Source organism: Parabacteroides caeci, assembly GCF_023656795.1.
GTDB classification, from domain to species: domain Bacteria; phylum Bacteroidota; class Bacteroidia; order Bacteroidales; family Tannerellaceae; genus Parabacteroides; species Parabacteroides segnis.
This window is the reverse complement of the sequence record NZ_JAMOKT010000075.1, coordinates 1-13,039: the sequence shown is the minus strand read 5'-3', so window position 1 is coordinate 13,039 and position 13,039 is coordinate 1. Positions and strand designations below refer to the sequence as shown.

Here is a 13,039-nt window from a genome sequence, read left to right as displayed (position 1 = left end):
GGGATTATCATATAGAACATTCTTATAAATACTAAGAAGAAGTTTAAGCATCAAACCATCAGATCGTTTCTGAACTTCTCTTTCTTCTGTTTCGTCAGGAAGTGGCGGGCAGACATGGGAAAGAGTTCGAGGAGAAGCATCTCCTTTTCATTCTCGGCTACCAGGATACCGACTTCACCAATGACAGGGTTCTCCTGCATCTCATAATCTGAAGCATCATAAGGTTGTTCTTCCCGCTTGCCGGTTATTTGCTGGCGAAAGTCAGGGTCGACAGGCAACGGGGTTTTCCCATAATCTCCGCGGATCAGGGAGATAAAGGGGTAAACGGGTTTGCTGTATAACGGGCGGCCGTTCAGTTCATCGAGGGCACATGAAACTGCCTGCGAGGCTATCACCTGACTTACCGGCGTCACCAAAGGAGGCAGGCCGGCATCCATCCGTACCCGGGGGATTAATGACATCGCTTTCTCCAATAACTCGGGATGGTCCTGCTGCTTCAGCAAGGCAACTATCAGATTGTACATGTTGGCCGGGATCTGCGATTTCTGTACCATTTCGTTGGGTTCGGGGAAGTTGAAGTATTCTTCGATGGCACGGCAGAAGATAATCAGGTCGTCTTCCTTGTCTTTGCGGGCGGCTTCGATAGCATCATTGAAAAAGCGGTCGATCTCGGTAGGCAACTTATCGGTCAGGGGATTGAAAGGATTGGGCAACTCGCGGGAGGTGTCGTAGGCTTTCAGTTCCTTTCGTATTTTCAGGAGTTCGGCGTTGATGCGGGCAACGGCTTCCATATCGATTTCCAGTTCGATACCCATCTTCTTGCAGAAGACGTAGACCAGCTCGATGGCAGGGGCACAACAGCCTCCGGCAAAATACCAGATATTCGTATCGACAATATCGACGCCGTTGACAATAGCGGCAAGCATAGAAGCCAGGCCGTATCCGGCAGTACAGCGGGTGTGGAAGTCGACGGGAGATTTCAGGTTCTTCTTGAAAAGGCGTATCAGTTCGGCAGTCCTTGCAGGAGTGATGAGTCCGTTGGCATCTTCGAGGGTGACGATGTCGGCCCGGAAGTTCTCCAACTGCTGGGCTTTTTCCAGGAAATAGTCGTTCTTGAAGACCGGCTTATGAAGGGGACGTCCGTGGAAGGCAGCTTCGATCCGTTCGAGGGCAGAATGGTGAGGGTCGATGGCGTAGCAGACGGCACAATCGGCCATTCCACCGTAACGGTCGGTGTATTTGATGGCTGGCTTCATATTGTCTATATCGTTCATGGCATCGAAAATACGCATGATATCGATTCCTGACTCGACAGTGTTGCGGCATACGCCTTTGACAACATTGTCCGGGTAAGGATTGTAGCCGAACAGGTCGCGTCCGCGACATAAGGCTGCCAGTTTGGTGGTCGTACCTACTGCGGCTTTGATCTTTTCCACTCTTTCCCAGGGATCTTCGTTCAGGTAGCGCATGGCGGCGTCGGGCACTGCCCCACCCCATACTTCCATCGCATAGAAACCAACCTCTTTATAGAAAGGTAGTACACGGTCGATTTGTTTCTGCGACATGCGCGTTGCACAAGCTGACTGCTGACCGTCACGGAGGGTGAGGTCACGGATTAATAGTTTACGTACCATAATTGTGTTTTTGTTTAGTTTGTTTTCTTTACTTTTCCCTTGATGGAAAAGTAACAAAAGATTAAAGTAGCGAAATAGATGCAGCCTTGATCTTTTGCCTACTTTTCTATCAAGAGAAATGTAGGTCTCATTTCTGATTCCACCAAAGCGGCGTTGTCACTACGTCGGGGCCGCCCAACAGCTCTAAGGCTTTTTGGTATCCTTCCAGGTTATTGGTCTGGATATTGGCCGGATAACGGTAACGTTTCGGGTAGAAATCGAGGCGACATTCCTTGGCTGTTGCCATTGTCAGGGGAACCTGGTTCAATGGGTTGTAGTCTTTTTCTACAGCCTGGTTTTCAAAGAACGGAAGACCAAGACGACGATGATCACTCCATGCTTCTTCGGGTAACCAGGGTACCTGTGCGATATATTTCTGGGTAAGAATCTTTGTCAATGCGTCGTTGTTGTAAGTACCGCCGCGGTAGATTGAGTTCTTCGGGAAGTTATAAGTCATCGTCTTATTTTCCTTTGTATAAGGATCGACATAATTGACGGTATAAGGCTTCGCTTCCGTTGTATGGGTGAAGCTGACGGAGGTACCCACCCGGTTATAATCCGTAGAGGACAGATATTGAGAAACCTGGCTTTGCAGGCCATGATATTCGAAGCTGGCTGTGATGCCACTTTCATAATTCGACTGGGCAGTGCCCGGTACTGTCCATCCTTTCAGAGCGGCTTCAGCTATCAGGAAATAGCTTTCCCACGGGCCGAAGAAGACGCGCTTCTGCGTATTCATACGGTATTGCTTTGCCATGGAAGGATAGTTGTAGTTCTTACCGGTCAAGGCGCTGACAAGGCCGGACAGGTTGTTCCATTCACCGGCTACCCAGGTACCCCAGGTATAACGCGGGTCGATCGTGAGCATCGGTTTGGAGTTATCGTTCGGGTCCATTAATTCAACGGGGTGCACTTCGCTGGCTGCACCGATATAGTCGGAATAAACCACACCGTCGTTCCAGCCTACTACGCTGAATAGTTTCGGTGCACGAGGATCTACATACTGCGGAATGGCATCAAAATAGAATCCGGCACACGGATCGTTGGTATTCAACGGGAAATGCTTGTTCAGATAGAGTCCCATATAGGTGTGAGGATCTTTCAGATGGCTCTTTAAGGAATCAGGAAGAGGAAATTCAATACCTCCAAGTCCTTCTGCCAGGTTCTTGAAAGTCACAGACATAGGCTGTGCATTCCAGGTACGCGACATGACACCTGTCAGGTCGTTCCAACCATCTTTCTCCTGTACGCCTGCCAAATCATCCAGCGAAGAGATAAAGGTTTTGCTTGCCGCATCTTCAAATTCGGTCTTTGCCAGTTCGGGCGATACGGCCGAGATACGCATGGCATAACGCATACGCAGGGAGTTGGCATATTTCTTCCACTCATTGACATTTCCGGCATAGAAAGCATCTTCGCCTGCCATCGGCTCCATATTGATAGAAGGATCGAGAGAGGCTTCAGCTTCTTTCAACTCTTTGAGGATGAAACCATAGATAGCTTCTACACTGTCGTATTCGCCGGGTACGCCGGTAAAAGCCGACAAAGCCGGGATAGGTCCGAAGCCATCGGATACTTCAGCGTTCAGATAAGCACGCCAGATACGGGCCATCTGAACCACATTTTTATAATAAGGATATTGTTCGGCTTCGCCTGCCTCGATCTTCTTTTCTCCCAGTTCGATAGCCTGGGTAGCCTTGTTGAGCCAGCCTACAGCATAGGAGTTGCTGAGGTAGAGGGTGATATAGTCGTTATTGTCCGTACCGATCGTGAATCCGCTGCCCCGGTTAAAGCGAGCGGCACGATTCCATTCGGCAATGAAGATACGTTCGGCAATCTCGGGATTCATCTGCGCCCCGATGATGGAGGCATTGAGAAACCACTCCGGCTTCACTTTGTCTTCGCCCACTTGGTTAGGGTCTTCATTTATCTCCTGAAAATCGTTACAGGATGTAAACAAAGCGGCTATCGAGAACATGCCTGCCAGTAATATATTTTTGGTGTTCATCTTGTTTTATTCTTTATTGTTCTTATTTACTTATCATCTTTAGATTTGTTATGGGTGTCACAACAGTACTGTATAGGGTGTCGCAACAAGAGTGTTTATGATGTCCAAACAAATTCAATCAGAAATCGCATTAAAATCCTACCGTTACATTAAACGTAAATGAACGACTTGTCGGAGCTGCCCCATTCTCGAATCCGGTAGCATTCGTATTGGTTGCCGAAACGGATTCAGGGTCGATGCCCGGCAGGTTATAATGGATCATCCAGACGTTATTGCATGTTGCAGACAAACGCAGGCGCTGGAACGGAGTATCTTTCAGCATTGCTTTATTGAAATCATATCCCAACGTAATATTACGTAAACGGATATTCGTTGCATCGTATGTGTACATTTCCGGCAAGCCGTAATTACCGGTCGAGCCGATACGTTCCCAATAATTCTGATGGGTGACGGGTACTTTATTTTCCGTATAGCCGTTGGGAGTCTGGACAACCGAATTAGGGACAATGAAGTCCTGACGTTCGCCGTTTACAACTGTCCCGGCCGCATTACCACGGGTGTACAGGTTGGAAGCGGTTGCCGAATAAAGGTCGCCGCCAATACGGAAGTCCACCAGGAAACTCAGGTTGAAACCTTTGTATGAAAAGCTGTTCGTCCAACCCAGCATCCAGTCGGGACTCTGGTTACCAACTTTCGATTTGCCGGTCGTGATCAACGGAAGTCCGTCTTCACCGACAATGATCTTGCCGTAGTTAGGATCATTCTTGTCTTCCACACGTTGGAAGGTTTGCCCGTAGATATCACCATAATAACTGCCCTGCACGGCTACGATCTGGATGGCATCCAGCGTTTTTATATCATACAGGGTAACACCCGGATAGAGATCGATGATCTTGTTTCGGTTTAGCGAAAACTGTGCTGTCGAGTTCCAACTTAGTCCTTTGGGATTGTCGAGAATCAATCCGTTCAGAGAGATTTCAACGCCTTCATTCTGAATATTACCTGCATTTACCTTGCGGGAACTATATCCGGAGAAGGGGTCCATCGGCAAGTTCAGCAACTGGCGGGTGGCATTGGTTTTATACCAGGCGGCATCCAGTCCGAGGCGATTATTGAAGAAGCGGATATCGAAACCGGCTTCCCATGATTTGATCAACTCGCTGCGCACATTGGAGTCGTAAAGTACGTTTCCGGGAGCGGCTGTCGTATTGCCATTCTCATCCTTACCGACCGTGAAGTTATTGTATAACTGATACGGATCGAGGTCGTTACCGACTTCGGCATATGAAGCTCTCACCTTGGCAAAAGTAAACCATTCAGGCATCTGCCCGCCCAGTTTAGGCACCATGTCGGAGATTACTCCGGACAGGCTGACCGAGGGATAGAAATAAGAACGGTTGGCTTTCGACATGGTAGACGACCAGTCGTTACGTGCCGTAATATCCAGGAACAGATAGCCGTCCCAATTCAATTGCAACGATCCGTAAAGTGAATTCATCTTCCGGCGGATCAACTCGGAGGTCACCGTGGGTTTGTTTATACCATTGTTCAGGGAGAAGAGGTTCGGCACAAGCAATTCGCCGGCCGAGGCGTTCATCTTCGTTCGCCTCTGTATCATCAGGTTACCACCGAAAGTAACGAAACCACCCAGGCGGTCGATCAGGTTATCTTTATTGGCGGTAGCCAGGAAACTGTAGTTATTTTCGTAAAATGTCTCGGAACCTTCGCTGTATAAACCGCTAGGGGTTGTATTACCTCCGGCATATACTTTTTCGTTCTTAGTCGTTGTATAATAGTCCGTACCGCCTCTCAATTCGACATTGAACCAATCGGTGGGAGCGTATTTCAATGCGATGTTACCCAGCAAACGGTTACGGGTATCGTTGTTCTGGCGGTATTTGGTCACCCAGTACGGGTTTTCCTGCGGGTTCTTCGAAGCGTCCCACCAGATCATGTTTCCATCTTCGTCCACACTATTCTTAAAGTCAGCCACATTCAGCGAACGGGGCAGGTTATAGATCGTGTTGAAAGCATTGGAAGGGTTGACTCCCTGGATTGGGCGGTTGTGGGCATTCAGATTGATATAGTTCACTTTGGCATCTACCTTCCACTTTTCGGCTTCGTCGAGGAAAGTGGTGGCACGCAAGGTGATATTCGTTTTGTTCAGCTTCGACTCCGGAGTAATACCTGCATCATCCGAACGGTTGATAGAAGAAAAGACCGACGTCCCTTTTATATTCTGCTGGAAACTGATACCTTCATTAAAAGAAGTACCGGTATTAAAGAAAGCATCGATATTATCGTACGTCCTCAAAGGAACCTGGCGTCCCATCCAGTCGGTAACCGTCTGTCCTTCCGCCTTCGGTCCCCAGCTCAATCGCGACTGGTTATCGTAAGCGCCGACCGATCCTTGTCCGAAGCTGTTCTGCATATCCGGTTTCAGGAAAATCGACTCGGTAGTGATACCAGCATTGACTGTTATACCCAGCCCTTCATTCTTCTTTCCCGACTTGGTCGTAATAAGTATCACCCCGTTACCGGCCCGGGAACCGTACAAGGCCGCAGCCGAAGCACCTTTCAGCACAGTCATCGACTCGATATCTTCGGGATTGATATCGGAAAGACCGTTACCCATATCGGCACCGGAGTTACCCCATACATCATCGACCCCGCCTGTGAAGTTATCCATCGGTGTACCGTCGACAACGATTAGCGGCTGGTTACTACCGGTCAGTGAGTTATTACCACGGAGCACAATCTTTGAAGACCCTCCCACTCCATTGCTGGAACGTACGATCTGCAAGCCGGAGACTTTACCCGACAAAGAGTTGGCCAGGTTTGGTTCGCGTGAAGAAAGCAGTTCGTCACCTTTCAGTTCCTGCATGGCGTAACCCAGTGCTTTCTTGTCACGTTTCATTCCTAAAGCAGTAACAACGACTTCGTCCAGTTTCTGGGCATCTTCTTCGAGTTTAACATTGAGAGCGGTTTGTCCGGTGTAAGGAATATCTTGTGTGGCAAAGCCAATGAAAGAAATTTGGATAATGTCTCCCTTCTTTACACCTTCCAGCGTGAAATGGCCGTCCATATCGGTCATCGTCCCGTTTGTGGTACCTTTAATTACAACAGAAGCCCCTGCGACGGGTCCGAACTCGTCTTCCACTGTTCCCGTAATCTTCGTATCCTGTTGGGAAATGTCAATAGCAGGATTCCCGGTATTCGGATTGGCAACGGCGTTTCCGGTAAAGCCCAACGCGCCCGCCAGGAGAATCATGCTGACAGATTTGAATCTTTTCAACATACTGATGTTTTTTGTTTAATTTATTAGATCTATGCATTTGGCGTCAACCAATGTCATTTGGTAATATAAACAGAAAGAAACAAGAGTTGTTGCAAGATTAACATTGGGGAAGAAGGTTGATATCTCTTCCTCATTCTTTTACTAAATCAATAAATAGGAAACAATTCAGGGGATGTAGAACTATCCTTCTCTACATCCCCTGAATCATGAAATAATATTTTTTTAGATATACTTACATATTAATGTAGAGTTACTCCCATCATAGTTCAACAAAACATTTGTCTTTGCTCCGTTTTTCATTAATACGACTCCCTGGGTGAAATCATCCAGCAGATAAATAGACTTCTTTTGTGCATAACCGGCCTCAGTGATAAGCGAGATCAATAAAATGATGAATGTGATCTGATATTTCATATTTATTTGTATGATTTAAAGACAAAGAGGGAAGAATATTGATAATCCTTCCCTCTTCTTTATTATTTATCTATTTACAAAGATATACCTTTAAAAGTTAGGACCTTCACCAAAGTTAGGTGCTCCCTTATCATACCATACACGTTCACGGTTCAATGTAGCCGGATCTTGTGTTCCAGTCGTAAATCCTTGTGCTTCATAAGCTGTCTTCTTTATATTATACATCAAATCACTCTGAAGCGGAGTATTGATAGTCCAACGACGCGGGATCTGGAAGTTTGCATCGTCATCTGTAAAGTTTTCCCATGCCAATACTTTACTATCTTTCATAGGAACACCTGAACGACGAACCTGTACGAACTGTTCATTCGGGAACAACAGGAAGTGAACATACTGCTGGATATATACTTTTTCCAACTGTTCCTTTGTAGAACCGGTCAGTTTGTATTTCTCGTTTGCAAGCAAAGCATCGATTTCACCATCTTCCAGTTTGATAGTCTTTTCAAACTCCTTGTCATATACACTAGAATAATACGGAATCTGATTCAAAGAAGCCAGTTTGTCATATTCCTGAACAGACAGACGGATACCTTCCTGATAATAGCTTTCAGCCGAACCAGGCAAGTTAGCACCCAGCAATTTCAGTTCGGCCAGATACAAAGCTACTTCTGCAGAAGAGTAATGTAAACCATACCATGCACGGTCCTGATCGTCGATCGTAGCAGAAACACCCGGAGCATCAGGGAAAGTATAGTCTTTCTGACCCTGCAACATTTCACGGTTCATACGAGCCAACGGATAATACTGCTTTTCACCACCGTCTTCTGTAGGCAGTTTAAATTTGTCGTAATTGAAATAAGCGTTGTTTATTTCAGCATTTTCTCTGGCAGAAGTCTGCACCGGACTACCGAAGTAACGAACCCAAGGTTCACCCGGAGTTTTCCAACCTTCAAATTTACCGTCTTTGATCTCAGCCACTTCTTTAATATAAGGAGGCAGTTCTTTCTTATTATCCAGGAAAGCCTGTACCACTTTAGAGTTAAAGTCATTCTTCTGGAAAATAAAACGAACACGCGGGTCTTTATTGTCAACCAGGAAGTTGATCAGTTGTTTAGAACCGATACCTTTACTCTGCCCATCCAGTACATCATCTCCGAAGTGATATTCCTGAGAACCTTTGCAATAGATGAAATCATCATCCAAACCTGACATGATGCCAGCCTTATTATTCACAGCTTCTTCAGCAATAGCCAGTGCCTTTGCCTTATCAACATGCAACATACGAACGGCTATCTTCAATTTCAGGGAGTTGGCGAATTTAGCCCATAACTTGGTGTCACCTTTGTAAACGAAATCCTGTGCATCCAACTTCACCTGGTTAGGTTTGTCTGCCAATAGCACGTCGATCGCTTCATTCAGTTGATCCAACCAAATAGGGAACAATTCTTCCTGACTTTGGAAAGCCGGGGTCAGGATCTCTTCATGCAATCCTCTGCCCGCTTCCGTATAGGCGATTGAGCCATACATATCCGTACCGAAGATACCCAGATATACCAATAACGGATTTGCCAGGACATTGATATTTTCATAAGTAGCCCGTTCGTTCTCATCCATTAACGATAGCACATGCTTGATTTCTTCAGCATATAACTTCACATTAATAACCTGGCTCTGCGATCCTTCAAAAGCACCCATCAGGTTCAAAGAAGAAGTATTACCGCCATCAGGCACATTAGCTTGCGTCCAACGTAATGTATAAGCCAGATTATTATAAAACCATTGCTGGTATTTCGACGGTTCGAATTCACTTAACATCTGTGTAAACAAATAGCGCACATCTGCTTTCGTGATAGCAGACTGGTTGGTATTTGTTTTAGCGAAATCGTCCTGGCACCCCGGAGCTACCATCAGAGAAGTTCCTAACAGGGTTGCTGCTAAAAAAGATTTATATCTCATAATTTGCTTCATTTATTAATTAGAAATCCAAATTGATAGTGAACATATAGCTGGATGTGATTGGGCTGTTTGAACGTTCACGGAACTCAGCCGATTTGTTACTACGCACACTTTCCGGATTAATATTGTTTGGTAATGAGTTATACAGATAACCCAGATTTCTTGCACTGAATGACAGGTTCAGTCCCTTTGCACCTATTTTAGAGGCGATGGTCTTCGGTACGCGGTATCCCAATGTGATTTCGCGTAATGCGATATAACTCAGGTCATGTACCCAGTAATCGTTTATAGTACCAGTGCCCCACTGGTTGCTCCAATAGTGATAATCAGAAGCATGTACCGGTTCCAAATATCCCTTATTCACAGCATCAGCAAAACTCATGCCGCCCAAGTCGCGTTTAACACCATCTACACAAGTAGCCATTGTACCAGCTTCGAATACACCTTCAGGAATCACACCGTCATGGAATGTCATACCCTTAGAATCTCCGTAGTTTGAAGTCCAGGTAATACCACCATGTTCTTCATCACGGAAGTCCAAAGAAGATTGGGTAAATCCATAAGCCTGTCCGTATTTATTAGAATAAGAAGCTACCTTTCCACCGATACGGGCATCCAGGGCAACACGCAAACTCAGGTCTTTCCAGGTTACGCCTGTAGCAATAGAACCCATAAACTTCGGAACCAGGCTACCTACTTCTTCAGCAGTGCCGCTACGTTGAGCAAATGCAGAACGATAAGAATCACGCCATGTCAATACGGTTTCACCATTTTCATTCTTTTTAGGCATTGCATCAGACATCAACATACCATAAGAACCACCAACAATCGCAACAGAACCTACACGATAGTTACCGTAAGCCACATCACCTTCCAAGGCAATATAGTTTGCTACGTTCGGGTGAAGTTCAACGATCTTGTTCGAGTTCTTTGTAAATGTGAAGTCCAATGTCCATTCCCAGTCTTTGTTTTTGAAAGGAATCGTATTCAAGGCAATTTCAACACCGGAGTTCTGGATATTACCAGCATTGATCAACTGTTTGCTGATACCTGATTCAGACGGGATAGCAATTGTCATGATCTGATCAGTCGTATTTTCCTTGTAGTAAGTTGCATCCAAGGCGATACGGCTGTCGAATATACGCCAGTCCAAACCGATTTCCCATGAATTTTTACGTTCAGGTTTCAGGTTCGGGCTGAACAGTTTCTTATTATCATCATTCCAATAGTTCGTAAAGATATTGGAACCATCCGGCTGCAATAAAGAACCTAATGTATAATAAGAATAAATAGAATACGGACTGGCATCGTTACCTACCTGTGCCCATGAACCACGGATCTTAGCTAGGTTGATCCATTCAGGCATTTGATCACGGAATGTTTCATTGATCAACCATGATCCGCCGATAGACGGATAGAAATAGGAGTAGTTACCCGTTCCGTTGGTATAGATCAAACCGGAAGACCAGTCATTACGTCCTGTAATATCCAGGAACAACTGGTTTTTCCAACTCAGGTTCACAGCAGCTACCGCTGAAAGAATACGTTTTGTATTTTTAATTTCTGCCGTCGTTTTAGAGGTATTCAAAGAGTTACCGACAAAATACTGACCGGGAACAGCCAGACCACCATCTGTTTTAGATGTCTGAGTAGCTGCACTTGTCGTATAGTATTCACCACGAAGGAAACCACCGATATGGAAATCCTTTACATCTTTGTTAAAGGTGAAAGTTCCGCCGAAAGTAGTCTGCTTATTATATTCCTGACCCATTTCGTAAAAACCGCCTTTGTTATTGTAGCCTTCGCCTAATTGTTTATCTTCCCAGCTGGTATAATAATAGTTCATATTACCTTCAGCACGGAAAGACAACCAGTCTAACATCTTAACATTGATCTCAACAGTCGGACGAACAACGGTTTCCTTACGGGTTTTATCGTTATTGTCTATCTTAAACCACAAACTCTTACCCGGCACACTACCATACTTATCGCCATAGTCATTGCTAGCCAGACCAGTATGATGGTCACCCAGATATTTATCGCGGAAATAATTAGTATCGTACATGGTTGAATAAGTTCCGGTTGCGAAACTTTCACCAATATTGATCTGTGCGTTCTTCGGTGTAGAGTTTGCAAAGCTGATAGAAGCATTTACATCTACACGGTTACTGATCTTATGAGAACCTTTCAGCAACAAAGAGTAACGTTCAAAATCATTGTTTTCAACAATACCTTTAGCCTTCTTGTAAGAGATAGAAGAAAAATAATTAGTTGTTTCGTTTCCACCACGAACAGACACATTGGTATTTGAGTTCAACCCGGTCTGGTAAGCATCCGACATATTGCTCTCAATCGGTGAATACGAAGTCATTGTGCCATCGTAGTTCTCAATCTGACGACCGTCATAACGCGGTCCCCACAACATGGTTGAAGCACCGATAACGGTTCCCTCTCCTCTTGAGTTCAAACGGAATTGATTCTGATCCCATTTCTTATAGCTACCGTCCGCATTCACTTCTCCGTAGCTGATATCTCCACCGATCGTTCCGGGGCCATAAAGCATTTGACGCTCCATACCTCCGTGTGCACGATCCAGACCGAATGTCTGAGAAACAGAAACACCGAAACCGGTAGCACCTTTACCACTCTTAGTCGTGATCACAACTGCACCGTTCAAACCACGTGAACCGTACAAAGCAGTAGCGGCAGCACCTTTCAATACAGATACAGTTTCAAAGTCATCCGGGTTCAGGTTCTTCAGCATATTACCGTAGTCATTAGCATTCGAATCCCAGTCGGAAGAACCGGTACCAGACAAATCATTCGACAGAATAACGCCATCCACAACATAAATAGGCTGGTTGTTGCCGTTCAAAGTGGAAGCTCCACGAATTTGAATTTTAGTAGCACCAAACATACCGCCATCAGAAGATGCAATTTCAACACCAGCCACTTTTCCTTGCAAAGAAGCTACCGGGTTAATAGCATTTGTTTTCAATTCATCACCTTTCAATTCAGTTACAGCGTAACCCAAGGCTTTTTCTGAGCGTTTCATACCCAGGGCAGTTACAACCACTTCATCCAGTTTCTGGGTATCTTCTGCTAATTTAACAGAGATAGTTCCTTGCCCAGTGTACTTGATTTCCTGAGTTGCGTACCCAATAAAAGATATCTGGATGATATCTCCACTTTTCACACCTTCCAAAGTAAAATTACCGTCCATGTCGGTAATGTTACCATTTGTTGTTCCTTTCACTACTACAGATGCTCCGGCAACGGGACCGAATTCATCCTCAACTGTTCCCGTAACTTTTCCGTCTTGCTGGGAAATACTAGTTCTCGGCCCTGCTGTAACCGTATCCGCAGACGCATATCCGGGGATACCTAGTGTACCGGCTAACAGCAATAAGCCTACAGGCTTAAAGTTTTTCAACATAATTGATGGTTTTATTTGAACATTAATAGACAATGTTTTGGCGAAACAAAAGTCTGTTCTTTATTTTGAATATAACTTTACAAAGCGATTTAGAGCCTGGCGTATATTTAGTTGGCGTTATTACCTTAGTTCTAAAAGAACTACAGTAACTCTAAAACACAACATTATGATTTACAAATAGTTACACCTGTATGTATACAATGATTAATACCTTGTTTCAGGATGAAAGATGTATTATTTTAAGCTTTTGTATG

General features: G+C 45.1%; 6 protein-coding genes. All 6 read right to left on the bottom strand.

The window, feature by feature from the left end; translation table 11 throughout:
- Nucleotides 1-50 precede the first annotated feature (50 nt).
- Nucleotides 51-1,634 carry a hydroxymethylglutaryl-CoA lyase-like TIM-barrel protein gene (locus NBH15_RS25130; protein WP_250823841.1) on the bottom strand — a complete coding sequence of 528 codons (1,584 nt, stop codon included), beginning with the start codon at nt 1,632-1,634 and terminating at the stop codon, nt 51-53.
- A gap of 127 nt (nt 1,635-1,761) precedes the next feature.
- Complete coding sequence (locus NBH15_RS25125) at nt 1,762-3,681, bottom strand: SusD/RagB family nutrient-binding outer membrane lipoprotein (protein ID WP_250823840.1); 1,920 nt, start codon at nt 3,679-3,681, stop codon at nt 1,762-1,764.
- 130 nt (nt 3,682-3,811) lie between these two features.
- Nucleotides 3,812-6,979, bottom strand: a complete 3,168-nt coding sequence (locus NBH15_RS25120; protein ID WP_250823839.1) for a SusC/RagA family TonB-linked outer membrane protein — start codon at nt 6,977-6,979, stop codon at nt 3,812-3,814.
- A 222-nt stretch (nt 6,980-7,201) separates the two neighbouring features.
- Nucleotides 7,202-7,393 (bottom strand): hypothetical protein, encoded by a 192-nt coding sequence (locus NBH15_RS25115; protein WP_128134854.1) that lies wholly within the window; start codon nt 7,391-7,393, stop codon nt 7,202-7,204.
- A gap of 90 nt (nt 7,394-7,483) precedes the next feature.
- Nucleotides 7,484-9,349 carry a SusD/RagB family nutrient-binding outer membrane lipoprotein gene (locus NBH15_RS25110; protein WP_244050952.1) on the bottom strand — a complete coding sequence of 622 codons (1,866 nt, stop codon included), beginning with the start codon at nt 9,347-9,349 and terminating at the stop codon, nt 7,484-7,486.
- 19 nt (nt 9,350-9,368) lie between these two features.
- Complete coding sequence (locus NBH15_RS25105) at nt 9,369-12,785, bottom strand: SusC/RagA family TonB-linked outer membrane protein (RefSeq protein ID WP_250817898.1); 3,417 nt, start codon at nt 12,783-12,785, stop codon at nt 9,369-9,371.
- Nucleotides 12,786-13,039: the final 254 nt, after the last annotated feature.

Coding starts and splice junctions, on each gene's coding strand:
- NBH15_RS25130 (WP_250823841.1), bottom strand. CDS start 1,634: ATGGTACGTAAACTATTAATCCGTGACCTCACCCTCCGTGACGGTCAG.
- NBH15_RS25125 (WP_250823840.1), bottom strand. CDS start 3,681: ATGAACACCAAAAATATATTACTGGCAGGCATGTTCTCGATAGCCGCT.
- NBH15_RS25115 (WP_128134854.1), bottom strand. CDS start 7,393: ATGAAATATCAGATCACATTCATCATTTTATTGATCTCGCTTATCACT.
- NBH15_RS25120 (WP_250823839.1), bottom strand. CDS start 6,979: ATGTTGAAAAGATTCAAATCTGTCAGCATGATTCTCCTGGCGGGCGCG.
- NBH15_RS25110 (WP_244050952.1), bottom strand. CDS start 9,349: ATGAGATATAAATCTTTTTTAGCAGCAACCCTGTTAGGAACTTCTCTG.
- NBH15_RS25105 (WP_250817898.1), bottom strand. CDS start 12,785: ATGTTGAAAAACTTTAAGCCTGTAGGCTTATTGCTGTTAGCCGGTACA.